Source organism: Kitasatospora sp. NPDC094028 (genome assembly GCF_049543595.1).
GTDB lineage: Bacteria > Actinomycetota > Actinomycetes > Streptomycetales > Streptomycetaceae > Kitasatospora.
Genome location: NZ_JBMVFA010000021.1, coordinates 106,877 through 126,926 on the forward strand (window position 1 = coordinate 106,877; position 20,050 = coordinate 126,926).

The 20,050-nt window shown below is 73.4% G+C and carries 21 protein-coding genes; 13 read left to right on the forward strand and 8 right to left on the reverse strand.

Annotated features, from left to right (window positions below; genetic code table 11):
* Nucleotides 1-4: 4 nt before the first annotated feature.
* On the forward strand, nt 5-325 hold the full coding sequence (locus tag ACPC54_RS27290) for a DMT family transporter (protein ID WP_498968481.1): 321 nt from the start codon (nt 5-7) through the stop codon (nt 323-325).
* 92 nt (nt 326-417) lie between these two features.
* Here ACPC54_RS27290 and ACPC54_RS27295 read toward each other — a convergent pair whose 3' ends face one another.
* Nucleotides 418-1,644: an RNA-guided endonuclease InsQ/TnpB family protein gene (locus ACPC54_RS27295; RefSeq protein ID WP_498968483.1), complete on the reverse strand. Its 1,227-nt coding sequence runs from the start codon at nt 1,642-1,644 to the stop codon at nt 418-420.
* A gap of 146 nt (nt 1,645-1,790) precedes the next feature.
* Between ACPC54_RS27295 and ACPC54_RS27300 the strand changes: the two genes are divergently transcribed.
* Nucleotides 1,791-2,150, forward strand: coding sequence for a DMT family transporter (locus ACPC54_RS27300; protein WP_498968485.1), 360 nt, complete (start codon nt 1,791-1,793; stop codon nt 2,148-2,150).
* Between the two features lie 5 nt (nt 2,151-2,155).
* Here the strand turns inward: ACPC54_RS27300 and ACPC54_RS27305 are convergent, their stop codons facing one another.
* From ACPC54_RS27305 to lanKC, 3 genes are all read right to left on the reverse strand, one after another.
* Nucleotides 2,156-2,350, reverse strand: coding sequence for a hypothetical protein (locus ACPC54_RS27305; protein WP_498968486.1), 195 nt, complete (start codon nt 2,348-2,350; stop codon nt 2,156-2,158).
* A 92-nt stretch (nt 2,351-2,442) separates the two neighbouring features.
* Complete coding sequence (locus ACPC54_RS27310; protein ID WP_498968529.1) at nt 2,443-3,291, reverse strand: SAM-dependent methyltransferase; 849 nt, start codon at nt 3,289-3,291, stop codon at nt 2,443-2,445.
* 487 nt (nt 3,292-3,778) lie between these two features.
* A complete protein-coding gene (gene lanKC / locus ACPC54_RS27315) occupies nt 3,779-6,373 on the reverse strand; it encodes a class III lanthionine synthetase LanKC (RefSeq protein ID WP_498968487.1) in 2,595 nt (864 codons plus the stop codon).
* Between the two features lie 619 nt (nt 6,374-6,992).
* Here lanKC and ACPC54_RS27320 point away from each other — a divergent pair.
* From ACPC54_RS27320 to ACPC54_RS27340, 5 genes are all read left to right on the forward strand, one after another.
* Nucleotides 6,993-7,457: a MarR family winged helix-turn-helix transcriptional regulator gene (locus tag ACPC54_RS27320; protein ID WP_498968488.1), complete on the forward strand. Its 465-nt coding sequence runs from the start codon at nt 6,993-6,995 to the stop codon at nt 7,455-7,457.
* A gap of 206 nt (nt 7,458-7,663) precedes the next feature.
* Complete coding sequence (locus ACPC54_RS27325; protein WP_498968489.1) at nt 7,664-8,854, forward strand: MFS transporter; 1,191 nt, start codon at nt 7,664-7,666, stop codon at nt 8,852-8,854.
* Nucleotides 8,855-8,962: 108 nt separating this feature from the next.
* Nucleotides 8,963-10,069: an NADH:flavin oxidoreductase/NADH oxidase gene (locus ACPC54_RS27330; RefSeq protein ID WP_498968490.1), complete on the forward strand. Its 1,107-nt coding sequence runs from the start codon at nt 8,963-8,965 to the stop codon at nt 10,067-10,069.
* 70 nt (nt 10,070-10,139) lie between these two features.
* Nucleotides 10,140-11,702 (forward strand): hypothetical protein, encoded by a 1,563-nt coding sequence (locus ACPC54_RS27335; RefSeq protein ID WP_498968491.1) that lies wholly within the window; start codon nt 10,140-10,142, stop codon nt 11,700-11,702.
* 176 nt (nt 11,703-11,878) lie between these two features.
* Nucleotides 11,879-12,019 carry a hypothetical protein gene (locus ACPC54_RS27340; protein WP_498968492.1) on the forward strand — a complete coding sequence of 47 codons (141 nt, stop codon included), beginning with the start codon at nt 11,879-11,881 and terminating at the stop codon, nt 12,017-12,019.
* 20 nt (nt 12,020-12,039) lie between these two features.
* On the opposite strand, the gene ACPC54_RS27345 is transcribed toward ACPC54_RS27340, so the two are convergent.
* The 4 genes from ACPC54_RS27345 to ACPC54_RS27360 form a co-directional block, all read right to left on the reverse strand.
* Nucleotides 12,040-12,417 (reverse strand): hypothetical protein, encoded by a 378-nt coding sequence (locus ACPC54_RS27345; protein WP_498968493.1) that lies wholly within the window; start codon nt 12,415-12,417, stop codon nt 12,040-12,042.
* A gap of 151 nt (nt 12,418-12,568) precedes the next feature.
* Nucleotides 12,569-13,867, reverse strand: a complete 1,299-nt coding sequence (locus ACPC54_RS27350) for an MFS transporter (protein ID WP_498968494.1) — start codon at nt 13,865-13,867, stop codon at nt 12,569-12,571.
* A gap of 290 nt (nt 13,868-14,157) precedes the next feature.
* A complete protein-coding gene (locus ACPC54_RS27355) occupies nt 14,158-14,382 on the reverse strand; it encodes a DUF397 domain-containing protein (RefSeq protein WP_498968495.1) in 225 nt (74 codons plus the stop codon).
* Nucleotides 14,379-15,230, reverse strand: a complete 852-nt coding sequence (locus tag ACPC54_RS27360) for a DUF5753 domain-containing protein (RefSeq protein ID WP_498968496.1) — start codon at nt 15,228-15,230, stop codon at nt 14,379-14,381. Before ACPC54_RS27360 ends, ACPC54_RS27355 begins: the two co-directional genes overlap by 4 nt.
* Nucleotides 15,231-15,593: 363 nt before the next feature.
* Between ACPC54_RS27360 and ACPC54_RS27365 the strand changes: the two genes are divergently transcribed.
* The 6 genes from ACPC54_RS27365 to ACPC54_RS27390 all read left to right on the forward strand — a co-directional run bounded on the left by ACPC54_RS27365 (nt 15,594) and on the right by ACPC54_RS27390 (nt 20,016).
* Nucleotides 15,594-16,163: an ATP-binding protein gene (locus ACPC54_RS27365; RefSeq protein ID WP_498968498.1), complete on the forward strand. Its 570-nt coding sequence runs from the start codon at nt 15,594-15,596 to the stop codon at nt 16,161-16,163.
* Between the two features lie 398 nt (nt 16,164-16,561).
* Nucleotides 16,562-17,083, forward strand: coding sequence for a hypothetical protein (locus tag ACPC54_RS27370; protein ID WP_498968500.1), 522 nt, complete (start codon nt 16,562-16,564; stop codon nt 17,081-17,083).
* A 207-nt stretch (nt 17,084-17,290) separates the two neighbouring features.
* Nucleotides 17,291-17,527: a hypothetical protein gene (locus tag ACPC54_RS27375; RefSeq protein WP_498968502.1), complete on the forward strand. Its 237-nt coding sequence runs from the start codon at nt 17,291-17,293 to the stop codon at nt 17,525-17,527.
* A gap of 39 nt (nt 17,528-17,566) precedes the next feature.
* Nucleotides 17,567-18,037 carry a hypothetical protein gene (locus ACPC54_RS27380; RefSeq protein WP_498968504.1) on the forward strand — a complete coding sequence of 157 codons (471 nt, stop codon included), beginning with the start codon at nt 17,567-17,569 and terminating at the stop codon, nt 18,035-18,037.
* A 499-nt stretch (nt 18,038-18,536) separates the two neighbouring features.
* Entirely contained in the window at nt 18,537-19,775 is a 1,239-nt protein-coding gene (fxlM, locus tag ACPC54_RS27385; protein ID WP_498968505.1) for a methyltransferase, FxLD system, read from the forward strand.
* Between the two features lie 73 nt (nt 19,776-19,848).
* A complete protein-coding gene (locus ACPC54_RS27390; RefSeq protein ID WP_498968506.1) occupies nt 19,849-20,016 on the forward strand; it encodes a hypothetical protein in 168 nt (55 codons plus the stop codon).
* The last annotated feature ends 34 nt before the right edge of the window (nt 20,017-20,050 follow it).

The window sequence follows — 20,050 nt, forward strand, 5'->3', positions numbered from 1 at the left end:
GCCCATGCAGTGGCTCTACCTCGCCATCGCCGACGTCTTCGAGATCGCCGTCGCCCTCGCGGCCGGCAAGGCCGAGGGCTTCACGAACCGGCGCTGGACCGCCGCCACCCTGGCCAGCGGCGCCGTCGGCACCTACTTCCTCAGCAAGGCGCTGCTGACCTTCGACGTCGGTGTCGGCTACGCGATCTGGACCTCCGCCGCGGGCGTGGGCATCACCCTGCTCGGCGTGCCGCTGTTCGGCCAGCGCCTCGACCGGCGCAAGGCGCTCGGCATCGCCACCGTCATCGCCGGCGTCGTCGGCCTCCAGCTCAGCGGCGCCGCCTGAGCACCCGCCACTGCGCCCTTCTCCCGATTCCCGTCCCACGAAAGGACCGTGTCCCTTGACTTCCTCCCCCTCCTGAAGAAGGGGGATTCCCCTCAGCCTCGCGGCTGAGCCGCTGCGCGTGAGCGCGGCGGTGGGACGACTTCCTGCTTCACCGACGACCGCCCGCCCGGAGTGCTCCGTTGAGGTCTTACACCGTCTCCACAGGCTGCTGCCGCCAGCCCGGCGGCCAGGATGATTCTGGCTGCGTTCACGTCCCGGTCATGGGTCACGCCGCAGCCGCACGCCCATTCGCGGACGTTGAGGGGCATCTTGTCGCGGATGGTTCCGCAGGCCGAGCACAGCTTGGAGCTGGGAAACCACCGGTCGACGGTGATCAGCTCGCGGCCGTACCACTGGGCCTTGTACTCCAGCATGGCCCGCAGCTCGGTCCACGAGGCGTCCGAGACGGCTCGGGCGAGCTTGTGGTTCTTGAGCATGTTGCGGACCGTCAGATCCTCGATCACGACCGTTTGGTTTTCACGGACGAGTCGAGTGGTGAGCTTGTGCAGGAAGTCCCTGCGCCGGTCGGCGATCTTCGCATGGACGCGGGCGACCTTGACCCGGGCCTTCTCCCGGTTCTTCGAGCCCTTGGCCTTGCGGGCGAGTTCCCGTTGGGCCCTGGCCAGGCGTTCCCGGTCGGCGCGCTCGTGCTTCGGGTTCGTGACCTTCTCCCCGGTGGAGAGTGTCACCAGGCTGGTGATCCCGGCGTCGATGCCCACCGCCATATTGACCGGTGCGGGCATCGACGGCCGGTCATCGCACAGCAGGGAGACGAACCACCGACCGGCCGCATCCCGCGACACGGTCACCGTCGACGGCGACTCTCCTTCGGGCAGCGCCCTCGACCACACGATCGCCAGCGGCTCCGTCATCTTGGCCAGCGTGAGCCGCCCGTCCCGGTACCGGAACGCGCTGGTGGTGTACTCGGCGCACTTTCGGGACTTCTTCCTCGACTTGAACGTCGGGTACTTCGCCCGCCTGAGCCAGAAGTTGGAGAACGCCCCCTGCAGATGCCGCAAGGCCTGCTGCAACGGCACGGAGGAAACCTCCGAGAGGAACGCCAGCTCCTCGGTCTTCTTCCACTCGGTCAGCATCGCCGACGTGGCGTTGTAGTTCACCCGCTCCTGACGCATCGTCCACGCCTCGGACCGGGCCGCCAAAGCCTTGTTGTACACAAGCCTCACACACCCGAACGTGCGCGACAGCTCAGCCGCCTGCGCATCAGTCGGATAGAAGCGGAACTTGAAAGCCCGCTTCACCTGAGTGGCCGCCACGCTCACAAACTAGCGACACCTGATGCAAGAACCAAACCTGCGGGTCAGAGCACTGAGGTTCACCATGTGGCGAATCGCAGCCCCTTGCCCTGCCCCGCAGGAGTCCCGTTCCCTCCCCCGGCTCAAGCCGGGGGTATCCACGGAGGTCCCTGATGAGCGACACCGCCCGCCGCCCGGCCCGCCCCTGGCTCATGCTGCTGCTCGCCGGCGGCTTCGAGGTCGGCTACGCGCTCTGCGTCGGCGGCAGCCACGGCTTCACCCGGCTCGCCTGGTCGCTGGCCGCCGTCGTGTTCTTCCTCCTGACCCTGTGGGCGCTCAGCGCCGCGCTGCGCGGCATCGACGTCGGCACCGGCTACGCCGTCTGGGCCGGCATCGGCTCGGTGGGCGCCGCCCTGCTGGGGCCCGCCGTCTTCGACGAGACCCTCACCGCGGCGCGCGCCCTGTGGCTGGCCGTCATCATCGCCGGGGTGGTCTGGCTCAAGCTCGCCGACCGCCCCCGCGCCGACGCCTGAGGCGCTCAGCGGGCCGGGCAGGCGACCTGGTGCCAGGTGGTGCGCACGACCTGGCCGCTCGGCAGGCGGTGCTCGCTGTTCCAGGTGCGGCAGCAGCGGGGGGCGCCGCGGCGCGGGCGGGGCGGCGGGGCGGGCACGGGGGCGCTGGTGGGGTCGAGGGCCGGGCGGCGGCGCGGGCGCCGTGCGGAGGAGGTCGTCATGCCCGCCGTTGTGCCACCCGCGGCCCGTGCCCAACCGCCGCTCACCCGATCGGGTGAGCGGCGGCCTGGCACGCGGCAGCCGGGCGCGGCGGTCAGGGCTTGACGGCCACGGCGGCGTAGAAGGAGACCTGGGCGTCGGTGACGGTGGGGGGCAGCAGGTCGTCGGCGGGGCTGTCCTCGCCGGGGGCGAGCCAGCGGTGGGCGGGGGTGATGCCGGGCTCCAGGAGGTCCAGGCCCTCGAAGAACGTCGCGAACTCGGCCCGGGGGCGCAGGCGCAGGGTGGTGCCGGCCTGGTTGTAGATCTCCTCGACCTTGTTGGCGCCGACCGGGTCGAGTTCGGCGGTGGCGTGGGAGAGGACGAGGGCGGAGCCGGAGGGCAGCGGGTCCAGGAACTGCTTGAGGATGGCGTGCGCGTCGTCGAGGCGGGGGACGAAGTGGATGAGCGCCACCATGGACAGCACGACCGGCTGGTCGAGGTCGAGGGTCTCCAGGACCTGGGGGGCGCTCAGGATCGCGGCGGGCTCGCGCACGTCGCCGTGGACGTAGGCGGTGCGGCCCTGGGGGGTGCTGGTCATCAGCGCGCGGGAGTGGGCCAGGACGACGGGGTCGTTGTCGGCGTAGACGACGCGGGCGCGCGGCTCCACGGACTGGGCGACCTCGTGCAGGTTCGGCGAGGTGGGGATGCCGGTGCCGATGTCCAGCCACTGGCGCAGGCCGCGCCGGGCCAGGGCGCGGGTGGCGCGGTGCATGAAGGTGCGGTTGGCCCGCACGGCGGTGCGCATGGTCGGAAACACCGTCAGGACGCGTTCGGCCGCCTCGCGGTCGACGGCGAAGTTGTCCTTGCCGCCGAGGAAGTAGTCGTACATCCGGGCGCTGTGCGGGATGTCCTGGCGTATCCGCAGGCCGGCCGGTTCCTCGGGCCCGGGCTCGTTCGCCGTCATCCAGCTCTCCCCCATGCTCATGCCCTGTCCCTTCGTGATCACACCAGGTCCGCGGCAGTCTAGCCAACTCACCAGTACGGCGCGGGAAGTCACCCCCGCCCGCGCCGCGGCGCCGCGGCGCGGGCGGCGGGAACGGGCGGCGGGAACGGGCGGTGCCCGCCTCCCCGCGGGGAGGCGGGCACCGCGGCGCCGCACCAGGCGGCGCGCGCGGCCCCGTGGGGGCGGCGGCGGCACGGGGGGGGGGCACGGGGGGGGCCCCCCCCCCCGGGGGGGCGGGGGCCACCGCGGCGCCTCACATGCAGGCGCGCGAGGACCAGTGGCTGCACCACAGGGACTCGACGTAGGACTCGGACTCCTCGTGCAGGCCCTGCAGGTCCAGGATGAAAGCCATGTCACACCTCTGTTTCGGGTTCGGATCCGGGTTCGGATCGGGTGGGTCGTGCGAACTGATGCCGCGTCGGCCGAGGCGTCGGCGGGTCCTTCTCGTTCACCGGTGCGCGGCGGCGCCCCGGTGGTCCAGGAGGGGAAGGGCGGTGCCCGTCCCGTGCGACGCCGCGTGCAGCGTCAGCAGGAGGCCGGCCGAGCCGGTGGCCAGGTCGGTGGAGAGGCGGAAGAGCTGGTGGCCGGGGACGGCCGCGCGGCCCTGGTGGCGCACCAGGTGCCAGGCCAGCCGGGCGATCTGGCGCCCGGCCTGGGCGCGGGAGCGGGGCGAGTCGGAGGAGGCCAGCGCGGTGATCAGGCCCGCGCGGCCCTCGAACAGGCCGGGCATCAGGACGAACTCCGCCCCGCAGGCCTTCTCCAACTGCACGACGGTGTCCGCGAGTTCGGCGTCCTCGGGGCGGTGGCGCGCCAGCGCGCGGGCGGCCAGGGCGGCGCCGGCGGAGCCGCCCGCGAGGTAGGCGCTGGCACGGTCGTCCTCGGTGAGCAGCAGGCCCAGGGCGTCGAGGCGGGCGGTGGCGAGGTCGTGGGCGAGGGCGTGGGCGGCGGCGGTGAGCCAGTGGGGTTCGCCGGTGTGTTCGTACAGGCGGGTGAGGAAGAGGGCGGTGCCGGTGGTGCCGTGCAGGAGTCCGGTGCGGCCGGGGGCGGGTGCGTCGGGGCGGGTGAGGCGTTCGGCGAGGGTGCGGGCGCGGCGGGTGAGGTCGGGGTCGTCGTGGCGGTGGGCGAAGTGGAGCAGGCCCAGGCCGATGCCGGCGAGGCCGGAGGCGAGGTCGGGGCCCAGGACGCCGAGGTCGTCGCGGGCGTCGGTGAGGTGGTGGGCGCGTTCCAGGACGTCGCGGGCGTCGGCGCTGCGCCCGGCGGCGTCGAGGGCCAGGGCGGCGCCGTGCAGGCCGTCGAAGAGGCCGGGGCGTACGGCCTTGGGGTCGCGGGTGGCGCGCAGCAGCCAGTCGAGGTGGTCGTCGGGGACGGTGTGGCCGGTGGTGGCGAGGGCGTAGACGACGCCGGCGGCGCCGTGGGCGAGGTCGACGCCCTGGCGGGTGAACTGTTCGGGGTCGCCGGGGTAGAGGCGGTCGGTGCGGTGGGGGGTGGCGGCGGCGAGGATGCCGTCGGCGAGGTCGGTGAGGAGGTGGCGCAGGCCGTCCGGGGTGGCGGGGTCGGGCAGGTCGGTGGGGCCGGCCTGGGTGGGGGCGGTTTCGAGGCGGCCGGGGGGCAGGGTGCCGCCGGTGGCGGCGGCGAGGTCGGCGAGCAGCTGCTCGGCCCAGCCGGCGGGCAGGTCGAAGCGGCGGGCGGCGGTGTGGGCGAGGTCGGCGGCCTTGCCGGAGTCGAGTTCGATGAGGAAGGTCAGCGGCAGGAAGAGGAACAGGCGCAGGCAGGCGAGCGCGTAGGTGTCGACGTCGCGGCCGGTGCGGGCGGCGGGCGAGATGAAGCCGGGGGCGCCGAAGGCGGGCGGCTGTCCGCCGTCGAGGTCGAAGGCGAGCTCGAAGTCCACCAGGGCCAGGCGCCCGTCCGGGCGGACCATGATGTTGCCGGGGTGCAGGTCGCCGAAGGCGATGCCGCGTTCGTGCAGGGTGCGCAGCATGGTGGCGAGCTGGTCGGCGAAGTCGAGGGCGAGGGCGGTGTGTTCGGCGATCGCGGTGGCGTCGGCGTCGGCGGTGAGCAGGGGGTGGCGGCCGGTGAACAGGAAGCGTTCGAGTTTCTCGCCTTCGATGAACTCCTCGACGAGGTACTCGTGTTCCCAGACGGTGAGGTGGGCGTGGAGGCGGGGGACGAAGTCGAGGCCGGCCAGGCGCTGGAGCATGTCGCGTTCGCGGTGCAGGCGTTGGACGGCGTCGGTGCCGTGCTGGTCGAGGCCGGCCATGGGGCGGGCTTCGCGCAGGACGACGGTGGTCGCGTCGCGGCGGTCGCGGGCCTTGTAGACGCCGCCGCCGTTGGAGAAGTGCAGGGCGCGTTCGATGGTGTAGGGGAAGTCGTCGGGGGCGCTGTGCTGGGCGGCGCGGGAGCGGACCTGTTCGGCGAGGAAGGGCGGGATGGTCACCCAGGAGGGGACGGAGAAGACGGGGCGGCGGCGGTCGGGCACCAGGGTGCCGTCGGCGTCGCGCAGGGCGGAGACGGTGCGGCCCTGTTCGTCGAGGCAGTAGAGCTGGCGGAAGGCGCCGTAGCGCACGTAGAGGACGCTTTGCCGCCAGCGCAGGTCGCTGAGGATGTAGGGGCCGCGGTGGTCCTTGAGGAGGGGTTCGAGGTCGGTGAGGACGCGGTGGAGTTCGGCCTCGTCGCGGGGGTAGAGGGTGAGGAGTTTGCCGCTGGCGCCGCGTGGGGCGTACTTGGCGTTGGCCTTGAGGACGATGTCGCGTCCGCCGAGGAACTTCACGCTGATCCGCCGGTCGCGGCAGTGGGCGAGGACGGTGTCGATGACCTGCTCGGCCTCGTCGAGGGCGGCCGAGACGTGCACCTTCCAGCCCTGGTCGGGCAGGGTGGTGCCGTCCGGGTGGAGGTAGACCCACACGCCGTCGCGGCTGCGGCTGAAGCCGGGGGGCACCGGTGCGAGCGCCGGCGGGTAGAGCTCGCCGGAGTCGTCGCGTACCGCCGGGTCGTCGTAGAAGACCGGGTCGGCGTGGCAGTACGGCTCGTAGTCGGATGGACGCACTTCGGGTGTTCCCCTCAACCGTGCCGGGTGACCCCGGCGCATGACCGCGGCGGACGAGCGTGCCGGGTGAGCGTGTGGGACCGGGGACGGCGCGGGTGGTGGCCGTGTCCGGGCTCCCGACCGGGCGTTCGGGCTCGGCGGGAGTCACAACTATCCACGCCGCGGGAAACCGATCAAGGCGTTGCCATTTCATGGACGGCGTGTTAAATGCCGTTGCCCGTACGGTGGTTCGCCCGGTTTGCCCGCCGCGGGGATCGGCCGGATCGCGCTGAACCGGCTGGTCACGGGATCCGTTCGTGGGTGTGGCCCCGGTCGGTGCGCGGCCGCCGCCGGGCTGCGCCCGCGGCGTGGTGGGGCGCGGGGGCGGGGTGCGCCCGCGCCGGGGGCTGGCGGTTTTCGGCCAACCCCGGGCCGGCGGTGGCCGGGGTGGGGTCGGGGTGGGGTCGGGGTGGGGTCGGGTGCGCGGTGCGTGTCCGGCCGGGTTCGGGCCGTGTCCGGGGGCCCGTGTCCGGGGGTGGGCCGGGGCGGATACTTGCGCATGCGCATTATTGATCCTGGCGGATATTTCAGCGCATGACTTACCCTGGAGGCCAGGACGTCCCGGAAGGAGACCGGCCCCATGCCCGCCACGGATCCCGCGCTCACCGCCCTCGCCAACGGCTGGGGGGCCCTGTCGCTGCTGCACGGCAGGATCGAGGCGCACATCGAACGCGCGCTGCAGGGCGGGCACGACCTGAGCGTGCGGGAGTACTCGCTGCTCGACGTGCTCAGCCGCCAGCACGACGGGGAGGGCGGGCACCTGCAGATGAAGCAGGTCGCCGACGCCGTCGTGCTCAGCCAGAGCGCCACCACCCGGCTGGTGACCCGGCTGGAGGACCGCGGGCTGCTGTCGCGCTACCTGTGCCCGACCGACCGGCGCGGCATCTACACCGACGTGACCGAGGCCGGCCTTCAGCTGCTGGCCCGGGCCCGGCCGACCAACGACGCGGCGCTGCGCGAGGCGCTGGACGAGGCCGCGAAGCGCCCGGAGCTGGCGCCGCTGGTCAAGGCCGTCGAGGACGTGGACGCGACCGCCGCCCGCTAGCCCGGCCCGGCCGCAGGCACGCCAGCGCCGACACCGACACCGACACCGTCATCGCCCGTCCGGGCGGTGGCGGTGTCGCGTTTTCCGGCCCCCGCCCCGGCTCCGCGACGGACGCGCCCTGTTCCCGATTGCACTTATCGAGCGTGTGCAACTATTGTTTAAGCGCGCAAAGTGCTCGTTCAAGCAATCACGGAAGGGTCGCTCTCGTGCCCCTCGCTCTCCTCGCCCTGGCCATCGGCGCCTTCGGGATCGGCACCACCGAGTTCGTGGCCATGGGCCTGCTGCCCGACATCGCCGGCGACTACGGCGTCTCCATCCCCGGCGCCGGGCTGCTGGTCACCGGCTACGCGCTCGGCGTCGTCGTCGGCGCGCCGCTGATGACCGCGCTCGGCACCAGGCTCGGCCGCAAGACGATGCTCATGCTGCTGATGGGCCTGTTCGTCGCCGGGAACCTGCTGTCCGCCGTCGCGCCGAGCTTCGAGGTGATGCTCGCCGGGCGCATCGTCGCCTCCCTGACCCACGGCGCGTTCTTCGGCATCGGCTCGGTCGTCGCCGCCGGCCTCGTCGCCCCCGACCGGAGCGCCGGCGCCATCGCCACCATGTTCACCGGGCTCACCGTCGCCAACATCGTCGGCGTGCCGCTGGGCACCTTCATCGGCCAGGCGGTCGGCTGGCGCACCACCTTCGCCCTGGTCGCCGCGCTCGGCGTGGCGGGCCTGCTCGGCATCGCCAAGCTGGTGCCCGAACTGCCCCGCCCCCAGGGCGCCCACCTGCGCCGGGAACTGACCGCCTTGCGCAACCCGCAGGTGCTGCTCGCCATGGCGATGACCGTCCTCGGCTTCGGCGGGGTCTTCGCCGCCATCACTTACATCGCCCCGATGATGACCGACACCGCCGGTTACGCGGACGGCTCCGTCACCTGGCTGCTGGTCCTCTTCGGCGTGGGGATGTTCCTCGGCAACCTGCTCGGCGGCCGGTACGCCGACCGCCAGCTGATGCCGATGCTCTGCACCACCCTCGGCGCCCTCGCCGTCGTGCTCGCCCTGTTCACCGTCACCGCGCACGACAAGGTGCTCGCCGCCGTCACCGTCCTGCTGGTCGGCGCGCTCGGCTTCGCCACCGTCGCGCCGCTGCAAAAGCGCGTCCTCGACCAGGCGCACGGCGCCCCCACCCTGGCCTCGGCCGTCAACATCGGCGCCTTCAACCTCGGCAACGCGCTCGCCGCCTGGCTCGGCGGCGCCGTCATCGCCGCCGGCCTCGGCTACACCGCCCCCAACGGGGTCGGCGCCCTGCTCGCCGCGGCCGCCCTGGGCCTGGCCCTGGTGTCCGCCGCCCTGGAACGCCGCACCGCCGCGACCGCCGGGGCCACCGCCGGCGTCACCGGCGGCGGGTCGTAGTCGTCCCCCTTGCGATTTATCTTCACATGCAACTATTGTTTGAGCGTACAAAGTGCTGACGCAATGACGTTCGACGTTTGCCCGTCCCGGTCCCACCAGGAGTCCGCCATGAGCACCCCCGCCCTCTTCACCCCCTACACCCTGCGCGACCTCACCGTCCGCAACCGGGTCTGGATGCCGCCGATGTGCCAGTACAGCGCGGCGCCGCAGGGGGAGGCGGTCGGCGCGGCCACCGACTGGCACTTCACCCACCAGGCCGCCCGCGCCGCCGGCGGCACCGGGCTGATCATCACCGAGGCCACCGCCATCAGCCCCGAGGGCCGCATCACCCCCTACGACCTCGGCCTGTGGAACGACACCCAGACCGAGTCCCTGCGCCGCATCACCGCCTTCCTCAAGGACCAGGGCACCGTCCCCGCCATCCAGCTCGGCCACGCCGGCCGCAAGGCCTCCACCGAGCGCACCTGGGTAGACCGCGGCCGCCCGCTGGCCGCCGACGAGCCGTACGGCTGGCGCCCGCTCGCCCCCAGCGCCCACGCCTTCTCCGCCGAGCACACCACCCCCGACGAGCTCACCACCGAGCAGATCGACGTGATCGTGCGGCAGTTCGCCGACGCCGCCAAGCGCGCCCTCGCCGCCGGCTACCAGGCCGTCGAGATCCACGGCGCCCACGGCTACCTCGTCCACGAGTTCCTCTCCCCCCACACCAACCACCGCACCGACGCCTACGGCGGCTCCTTCGAGGGCCGCACCCGCTTCGCGCTCGACGTCGTCGACGCCGTGCGCGCCGTGTGGCCCGAGCACCTGCCGCTGTTCTTCCGCATCTCCGCCACCGACTGGCTCAGCGAGGACGGCTCCGACCGGCGCGAGGGCTGGACCTCCCAGGACACCGTGCGCCTGGCCAAGGAACTGCTGGCCCGCGGCGTCGACCTGATGGACGTGTCCACCGGCGGCCTCGTCCCCGACGCCCGCATCGACGCCGCCCCCGGCTTCCAGGTCCCCTTCGCCGAGGCGGTGCGCGGCCAGGCCGGCATGCCCGTCGCCGCGGTCGGCCTGATCACCGAACCGCGCCAGGCCGAGGACATCCTCACCGCCGGGCGCGCCGACGCCGTCCTGGTCGGCCGCGAGCTGCTGCGCGACCCCTCCTGGGCGCGCCGCGCCGCCGCCGAGCTCGGCGCCGACCTCACCGGACCGGTGCAGTACCACCGCGCCTGAGCACCCCGCCCCGCCCGGCCTCGCACGGCCCCGCGCCCGCCCCGGGCGCGGGGCCGTGCGAGGCTGAGGCATGTTCAGGTTGCGCATCGAGGCGGCGGACACCGACGGCCCGTGGCAGTGGGACGGCACCCGGTGGCACCGCGGCCGCTCCTGGGTCGAACCGCTGCGCCACCCGCTGACCGCCTGGCACCTGCTGAGCGACGGGAGGCGCACCGCGTTCCTCAACACCGCCCGCACCGAAGGGAGTCCGGCTGGGCCCGGGCACGGCCCGGCCCGCTACGAGCAGGCCCTGGCCACCGCGATCGGCGACAGTGAGGACTGGGTCCTGGTGGAACTGGACCCCCAGGGCCGGCGGGTACGGGTGCGCACCGGCACCGCCGGCACCGCGCCCGTCTACCTCGCCGCCGCCCGCACGGCGCTGCACGGCTCCTGGGACCTGCTGGAACTGCGCGGCCACGCCGCCGGCCTGGACGTGGTGGAGATCGCGCGGCGCCTGGCGCTCGCCGGCCGCTACACCGACGCCACGTTCTGGGCGGGGGTGCACCTGCTGACCGAACGGGCCTGCGCCACCTACGAGTCCGGCCGGCTGTCCGTGCGCTTCCCCGAACCCGCCGAACCCGCGCGGCCCGCCGAACCCGCGCGGCCGGCCCCGGGGACCGGCGAGGAGGCCGGCCCCGTCGAGGCGTTCGGCCGCCTGCTGGACGAGGCCGTACGGCGGGTGCCGTGGCGGGCGGGCGCCACGGCCGTGCAGCTGTCCGGCGACCTCGCCTCCGCGAACACCGCGCTCTCGCTGGCCGCCGACGCGCGCGGCCACGCCCTGGTGGCGGGCGCGCTCGTCCTGGACGGCGAACGGGGGGCGCAGCAGGTGCGGCGGCGGCGGGCGTTGCTGGGGTGGGTGGGGCGGGGGTGGGTGGATGTGACGGTGGCGGCGGTGGAGCATCTGCCGTATGCGCCGGGGTCGTTGTTCGAGCGGGGGGCGGCGGTGTCGCCGTACGAGGATCTGTATCTGGACGCGGCGGATGCGTTGCATGCGGCTTTGGAGGGGCGCGGGGTGCGGGCGTTGTTCACGGGGGTGGGCGGCGCGGAGCTGATGGGCACGGGCGCCGGTGGTGCGGGTGGGGGTGGGGTGCGGGTGCCGGGGTGGTTGGGGCCGGTGGGCCGGGAGGCGTTGGGCGGGGCGGGTGCGGGGTTGGCGCCGGTGTCGGTGGTGGCGGCGCGGGCGTTGATGGTGAAGGCGGGGATGGCGCCGCCGTTGCTGCGGCGTGGTCTGTGGCCGGTGCATCCGTTGACGGATCCGGCGCTGGTGGGGTGGTGCGCGTCGTTGCCGGTGGGGTGGCGGGCGGGGCGGCGGTTGCTGCGGGAGCGGGTGGAGGCTCTGGCGCTGGCGCCGGAGGTCGCGCGGCCGCCGGTGGTGGAGCACTTCGGGGCGGTGATGGAGCTGGCGGCGCGCCGTCATGGTGCGCGGCGCATCCGGCGGCTGCTCAGGGAGGGGTCGCCGCTGCTGGAGGCGGGTCTGCTGGAGGCGGGGGCGCTGCGGGAGGTCGCGCGGCGCCTGGAGGCGGGCACGGTGGTGAGCGGCGACCGGGACGTGGTGTTCGCGCTGGTCGCCGATTCGGCGGTGGCGGTGCGCTGACGGGCCGCGGGGGGGGCGAGAACGTCGACCTGCCCGAGGAGGCCCTGCGGGCCGGCGACCGCGCGCCCCGGACGGGCACCGCGGTGGCGTGCGCCGGTTCGACGCCTTCCGCGGCCCGCACCGGACCCTGCCCGCCGTCGGCGCCGGCACCGTGCCGTACGCCCGCCGCCTGCCCCGTGCCGCGCATCCCCGCCTACCGGGCGTACGGCACGGGCGTGTTCCTCATCCGCCCGGACGGCCGCGTCGGCCGGGCCGGGCACAGCGCGCACGGCCCGGCCGAGTACGCCGCCCGCCACGGCGCACCCGTCACTGGCTGACGTCGCGTCAGTTCACGTTCTCAGCAGGGCATGTCGCGGACCGGCACGCGCAGGACGCCGTCCGCCCCGTCCGCGTCGTCCGCGTCGCGCGCGGGCCAGTCGGGGAAGGCATCGGCGAAGCCCCCGAACTCCCCGGACCCCTGCGCCGATCCGCAGCGCTGGCGCTCCAGCCGGCCGCGCCGCAGTCCCGCCCCGTCGCCGCGCCCGCCCGGCGTCCGCCCGCCGCCCTGCGGCCCCCACCCGGGATCGGCCCCCACCGGCAGGCCCCGCAGCCGCTCCGGCGGATCCCACAGCCACAGGTCCTGCGCCACCGGGGCGGCCGCCGGCCACTGCTCGGCGCACCGCGCCCCCCGCTCGTCCGCCATCCCGTCCACCGGGTACTCCTCGAATGCGTTCACGAGCCGCATTCAAGCAGCACCACCGCGCGCGGGACAGGCCCGGGTGCACCCAACTCCCCTCCCTCCGGCCGGAGTCCACCCCACCCGACCCATCCCCGGCCCTCCCGGCGGCGGCGGGCGGCGGGCGGCGGGCGGCGGGCGCCGGCGCGCCTCAGGACGCGGCGGGCAGGAGCGTGCCGCGCAGGCGGGCCGTCCACACGAGCAGGGCCGCGAGGGTGAGCGAGGCGACGGCGCAGGCCATCCCCGCGCGGATGCCCAGACGGGCGGTGACGGCGCCGGCGACCAGGGCGCCCAGCGGCACGCCCAGGCCCGAGGAGAGCATGCGGCGGGTGGTGTTGACGCGGCCCTGCAGGTGGGGCGGGGTGACGCCCTGGCAGTAGGTCATGGTGTTGACCAGGACCACGAGGTAGGCGCAGCCCCAGGCGGTGAGGGCGGGCAGGGCCGGGCGCCAGTCGCGGGTGAGGACGACCAGGGCGCCCAGCGCGGCGCCGGCGGGCAGGGCGGCGAGCAGGACCTGGAAGGCGTCCAGGCGGCGCAGCAGGCGGGGCAGCAGGAGGGAGCCGCCGATGCCGCCGGCGCTCCAGGCGGCGTACAGGAAGCCGGTGCGCGGATCGGTGCCGTGCAGGCCCAGTCCGCGGTCGGCGAAGACGACGAGCTGGCCCAGGACGGCGCCGCCGGCGAAGGACTGCAGGGTGCCGGCGGCGGTGAGCACGCGCAGGGCCCGGTGGTGCCACAGGAAGTGCAGGCCTTCGGTGATGGAGCGGCGCAGGCCGGGGCGTTCGGCGGGTGCGGGGCGGGGCGCGGGGCGGGCGATGGCGCGTACCAGCAGGGCGGAGGCGGCGAAGCTGAGGGCGTCGCCGGCCAGGGTGGCGGTGGGGTGCAGCCAGGCGATGAGGGTGCCGGCGGTGGCGGTGCCGGTGATGCGCATGAGGGTCTCGACGCCGTAGAGGGCGCTGTTGGCCTGGGCGAGGGCGTGTCTTCCGACGGTGTCGGGGACGAGGCCGTAGACGGCGGCCTCGTAGAAGAGGGTGAGGGCGGCGCTGGCGAAGGCGGCCAGGAGGATGTGGGCGGTGGTGAGGGTCGCGATGGCGTGGGCGGCCGGGAGGCTGGCGAGGACGAGGGCGTTGAGCCAGTCGGTGGCGGCCATGAGGCGGCGGCGGTCGACGCGGTCGGCGAGGGCGCCGGCGAGCAGGCCGAAGGCGACGTAGGGCAGGGTGGCCGCGGCGCAGACCAGGGAGACCAGGACGGCGGAGCGGGTCTGCTGGTAGGTGAGGACGGGCAGGGCGACGGTGGTGACGGCGGAGCCGAGTTCGGACACGGCGCGGGAGATCCAGAACCGGCGGAAGGCCGGGTGGGTCCGGAGGAGTTCCCGGGGGCTTTCGGCAGCGGTGGCGGCGGCGGCGGCGGTGTCGGCGGTGGTGGTGGTGTCGGCGGCTTCCTGGTCTGTCATGGTGATGTATAGGCAGAGCGTGGACGGCGCTGTCAAACCGTCCGCGGGGGCGCGGGTGCCCCCGGGGTGGCCTCAACTCCCCTCCACTCGACGGGAGTCCGGCCCGAAGAGCTCCCCGGAAGGGCTATCGGAGGGCGGTCGCAACCGCACGCCTGTGGCCCCGAAACCCTACGGAGGCATCGGGGCCACAGGCGTGCGGTGGGGATACGGGGCCGGCCCGCCCACCCTGCGGACGGAGACGGGCCGCTGGGCCTGGCAGTCCGGCACGCTACGGAAGTGCCGGAACTGGGTCAGGCCGAAACGGGGGCCAGAGTGCCGGAGCCGACTGCCCGAGCGAACGACGCCCACGCCTGCGGCTGGTGCCGGTGCCCGGGGCCGTTCGGGTCCTTGCTGTCACCTACGACGACCTCACCGGCCAGGCCTCCGGTGATGACGCAGTCGGCGCTCTGGTTGCTGTAGGACGACTTCCGCATAGCGATGCCGAGCGCGGAGATGTTGGGGTAGTAGTTGCTCACTTGATCGCGTCTCTCTTTTCAGTGATGAATGCGAGCGACTTGTCCAGTTGAAGGGCCTCGGCCGTGATTTTCTGGAAGGTCGCGTGGAACTCCCCCACCGATTCCCTGTCTTCAATCCACAGTTCGGTCATCTGTGCCGCGACGAGGGCGATGTCGAGCGCGGGGCGGTAGGGGAAACCGAGGATGGTCAGCGCGCCGTTCATTCCGGGGTTCAGCGCGCAGTCCGCTGGCATGATCTGGATGTTGACGTTGGAGAGACGGGTCAGCTGTATCAGCCGTTCCAGCTGGGCCCGCATGACTTCCGGGCCTCCGGCCTTGACACTCAGGGCCGCCTCGTGAATGACGGCCCAGATCTGCGGCGGCTTCGGGCGGGTCAATACGGCTTGCCGGGCTGTCCTGACGTTGACCTTCGCCTCTGCCTCATCCTCCGAGAACCCGCCCAGTTCCGCGAAGATGGCCCGCGCATAGTCCGGAGTCTGAAACAGTCCCGGAATAAAGGCGGGTTGGTACGTCTTGACCGCTGACGCCTCAGCCTCCAGGGAGGCCAGGTTGACGGTCTGTTCATTGACGACACCGGTGTAGCTGACCCACCAGCCCTGCTTGCTGGCGTTCTTGGCGATGTCGATCAGGCCGGCCTTGAGATCGGCGTCCGCCTCCAGGAAGTCGAGGAGCTCTGCGACGTCGTCGGCCTTGACCGCGCCCTTCGCGTTCTCCGTTCGACTGATCTTGAAGACGCTCCAGGCCGGTAGCGCCTTGGCCACGTCCTCGGGCAGAAGGTCGCGCTGCTCGCGGAGGCGGCGCAGCTCCCTTCCGAGCTGGATGCGCCTCACGGTCTGCTGGAATGCCACCCCTTGCCCCTTCTGTGTCGATCGTCAGCACAGTGTGCCTCTCCGTAGGTGGTGCACGCTACCCGCCTTGGGAGGCATATGACTCGACGTTGCGTGTGACTGTGCAAGCTTGCACATTGCCAGAAATGGTTGCGCAGATCTGCGCTGGGGTCCATGCTGTGCGTAACGAACTGCATGCGCTGCGTTGGCAGTTGCGGCAGCAGTTCGTCAGAGCTGCTCGCTCGAAATGATCTTGATTCATCGTCATATCAGCGCGCGCCGCGCCACTCTCGGCCGCGCCTTGACACCAGCGCGACCGCAACGGCCGCTTCCCCGGAACCATCCCCCCTGCCGTCGTTCGCGGCACGCCCCGGAGGAACTGTCATGCCCCTGGTTGAGTTCACAACCCTCGCTTCTCCCCAGGTAGTTGGGGTGATCCGCCGGACCGTCATCCCGCTGCTCTCCGCCGCCCTGAGGCTGACGCCGGGCGAGGCGGGGGACCTGGAGCTGATGGTCTCCGAGCTGGTCACCAACGCCTACCTCCACGGCTGCCGCGGCAAGGAGGGGACGAAGCTCGGGATCAAGGCGGACGCGGTTGGCGGAGGCCGGGTGCGGGTGGAGGTGACGGACCCGGCCGTCCCAGCCGTGCGAGGACACCAGAGGCGGAACACGGCCGAGGGCGGCCGGGGCCTGATCATCATCGACAAGCTCGCGAAGGACTGCGGGAACAAGCGGGACCGGAAGGCCGGCACGCGAACCTCGTGGTTCGAGATGGAAGTCGCCGCGCTCCTCCCGACCGAGAGCGAGGGGGCGACCGCCGCGGCTGTCAGCTCGACCGAGGCCGCGCCCACCCCGGGAGCGAACACCACCGCCCTCAGCTCCCGTATCCGCCACGCACGCCCGGCCATGGTCGTCGGCGCGATCGGCCCGAAACCGATCAGCGCCGCCGCATAGACCTCCGGCGACCCCCGGCAGCTACGGAACCGGGGTCGCCGGAACCAGTCCCCCGCCCTGAGACCGGCGTCCCGAGGGCGGGCCCGGTACCTCACCCCGGCAAGATCCGGCCCAACCGCGAGACGGGCCGATGGAGGGGGTGGGATGCCGGCGGGCCGCACAACGGCGAGCGGCCCGAGCACCAAACCCGCCGGCCTCGCGGCCGGGAAGGACCGCGAACGCGAGACCGGCGGCACCCAGGCGCCTCCATCAGCGCCCCCTTTCCCGGGGGCGGCGCAGGCGCCGGGGCGGGTGGCCGAACCGGTGCGGCCACCCACCCCACAGGGGACGGCACCGGGGACGTACGGACGGGAGGAGCGGGGAAGATGGCCCAGGCCAGAACTGCGAGCACGAGCAGCATGACGCACAGGCTCGTCAGGCGCGGTGCCCCTCCGCCGTACCTCCTCGGTGCCCACTGGCTCGCCCGCGCGAACTCCGATCCCCGGGCGGTGTTGCTCGGCTGGACCCGCAACGAGCTGGTGGACATCCGGCTGGGGGTGCGGTTCAACGCGGTACGCGTCACCAACCACCGCCTCGGCACCGCCGCCCTCGGCCAGCTGCAGCAGGTCGCGGACGCGGTCGGGCCGGTCGGCCCCGTCATCTTCAACGATGTCCTGCGCTGCGTGGAGTTCCTGGTTCCCTACTCCCCCACCGCCTTGTGGGACATGCGCGAGACCGAGTTCCTGCGCGGTGGCCCGGACGCCAAGCGCCGCCCAGTCCTGCGCTGCCCGCCGCCGGGCAAGGGCCCGGTGCAGGGGCGCCGCTGGCTGGTGGAACCGGACGGCACCGGCACCCTCTCACACCCCCGCAACCTCGCTGCCGCCCTCCGTGCCGCCCGCCGCATACTGCACGGCCGCGGCAGACCCGGCACGGCCGCCTAGAGAGCCCCCGGCCTGGAGCGGGCGGCGGCGTCGTGACCGAGGAGCAGAGGGCGGGGCGCGAGTGGCGGCCGAGGGCATGGAGGGGGATAGCGGACAGACGCCCGGCCATTGTCGGGCAGCCTCCGCCGTCCCCCGACCGGTTCGCACCTCCATTCCTCTGGACCAGCGCCCTTGGCGCCGCCCGCCCCTGAACGAGACGAGGACAACATGACGACTGATCCCGGCCTGCCGCGCCGCAAGCCCGGTACCCATTGGCAGGAACCGCCCGAGCGCCCGTCCGGGGCGTTCCTCCCCCAGGGTCCGGTGCTCAGGAGGCCCAACCCGCGCACGGTCGCCCATCGCACCGCCGGGTTCCTCCAGCACCTGCCCCAGCGGCGGTGGCTGTCGGTGGCGGAGGCGTTCGACACCCCGTCCGCCGTCCGCTCCACCCGGGACGGCCGCTGACGGGCCGCCCCACCAAGACGGTTGCGCCCCTCTGCGAAGATGCAGCAGGTAGAACACCTCGCCGACCTCGACCAGCTACGTCACCGCGGCGCGGGCGGCACAGGGCGCGGCCTGCGGCCAACCGGTCAGCCCGGTTGGCCGCAGGCCGAAGCAGAGGTGCCGACCTGGCGCCTCTGCAGCGCCGCCAAGCAGGCAACCGGCCGGGTGGGACTGTGCCTGGTACCGATGGAGGACGAGATGAGCGAGACCGACCGGCCCGAGAGCCCAGCGGCGGTGAAGCGGGCGGTCACCGAGGAGGAGTTGGCCGGCCTCATCTGGTACGGCGCGCCCGGCGACACGGAGGGGCCCCAGATCGCTGTCCTCCGTGACGGCTATGTGTTGATGCGCCACGGCGCGGACCACGGCGTTCCGTTCCTCGTCTACACCCCCAGCGAGTGGGCGAAGTTCCAGCTCGGAGCCGCCGATGGGGAGTTCGACGAGGTGGAGCAGCAGACCCCCGACGCCGGCTAGCCGCTGGTCTCCGGGCATCTCGTCAAGGGGTCGAGGATCGGCGCGCAGGTCCGTGATCGCGCTGCACGGAGCTATCGAGCCTGTGCGCATGTGTGCACCCCTCCCACCGCTGCTCGGCCAGCTGTACGGCTGCGACCGCGCGTTGGGGGACGGCGGGATTCGGCCGTTGTTCGGGACCGGGTTGCGGGTCGCCGTCGCAACAGCCCAGCACAGCTCACGGAAGCCTTACCGACTCGGCGCGGGCCAGCGTCGGATCGCCCGCACGTCGTCGGATGGGGTGAGCTGTGCGACACCGCCGCTGCGGTTTGGCCGGAAACCCTGGAGATCGGGAACACACCACTGCTTACGGTGAGTGTCCTCGCAGCTACCGACCGCCCTGGGAGAGCTCCCGTGCCTCTTCGCGTCCTCCGCACCCCCGCGCGGGGAGCCGTTGGCGCAACCGCGCCGACCGCTCGCGACATTGCCACCGGGGAAATCGCCAGTGCCTAAGCTCCCCTCCATGAACACTGTCAGTGGTGGACCTGTCACCGAACATCTGGTTGCCGAGGCGCGCGAGCTGAACGAACACCTCGTCTGCGACCTCGAACGAGCGGGCAGGATCAGGACCCCGGAGATCGCAGCGGCGTTCCGAGCCACGCCCCGCCACCTCTTCGTCCCCGACGTCGAGTTGAGCGAGGCGTACAAGGACGACTACCAGCCCACCGACCGCGACGGCGACGGCCGGCTCCTCAGCTCGGTCAGCGCGCCCTGGCTGGTCGCGCAGATGCTGGAGTACCTGCGCCCGCGCACTGGGAACAAGGTGCTGGAGATCGGCTCCGGCGGCTACAACGCCGCCCTGCTCCACCAACTCGTCGGCGACGCCGGCTCGGTGACCAGTCTCGACATCGACCCGGCGGTGACCGAGCGTGCCCGCCGCTGCCTGCGGGCCGCCGGCCTGGAGAGCGCTGTCCGCATCCTCACCGGCGACGGCGCGCACGGCGTTGCCGACGCGGCGCCGTACGACAGGATCGAGGTCACCGTGCAGGCGGCGGCGATCGAGCAGACCTGGCTCGACCAACTCGCCCCCCACGGCGTGCTCGTCGTCCCGCTGCGCGTGCGCGGCCTCGGCCGCCTTGTCGCCCTCACCCCGGACGGCAAGGGCCGCTACAGCGGCGGCGGCTGGCTGCCCTGCGGCTTCGTGGCGATGAGGGGAGAGGCGGCGAGCTCCACCCGGATGTACGCGCTGACCCCCGGCACCCGCGTGCGGGTGGACGGCACCCAACCGCTCGCCCCCGAATCCCTGGCCAAGGTCCTCGGCTGCACCGGCAGCCCGTACTGGTCCGGGGTCGAGGTCGGCGGGAGTGAAGGCACCAGGCCCGTCATCGACATGTGGTTCGCCACCGTCCTCGACACCTACGGCACCCTGCTGACGGACCCGCAGACGTCCGCCTTGCGGGCGCTGCCGGGCGGCACCCCTCTCACCTGGAACGCCGACGCCAGCGCCGCGGCCTACGTGACGATGCGTCCGGCTCAGGGACACGGCGGCCGGTACGAGTACGGCGTGGTCCTCCACGGCGAGGACCACGCCCTGGCCGAGGCTCTGGTGGAGAGCCTGCGGGAGTGGGACCGGGACCACCGCGGACGCCCCGGCCCCGTCCTCCACGTCTACGACGAGGGCACCGACCCCGCCGCCATGGCCCCCGGCCGAGCGCTGGACAGGCCCGGAGCGCCGATGGTTCTCACCTGGCCGAAGGACTGACGGCCACCCACACTCCCGGACCCGCGCGGTCCGGGCGCACCATCCCCACCCGGACGATGGAAGGAGGATGCACATGACCACCGCACTGCTGGACGCCTTCGCGCTCGACGCGGTGAACACGCCGCTGACCGGTGTGCGTGAGGACTACGCCGACACCGAGGGCGACACCACCGGTGACGGCTGCGGGGAATCGCCCCCGGCCGGGCCGACCAGCGGCTGCCTGATCCCGGGCCAGCTGTAGCAGCACGCGGGCGGGCGTCACCGGCGGCTCCGGT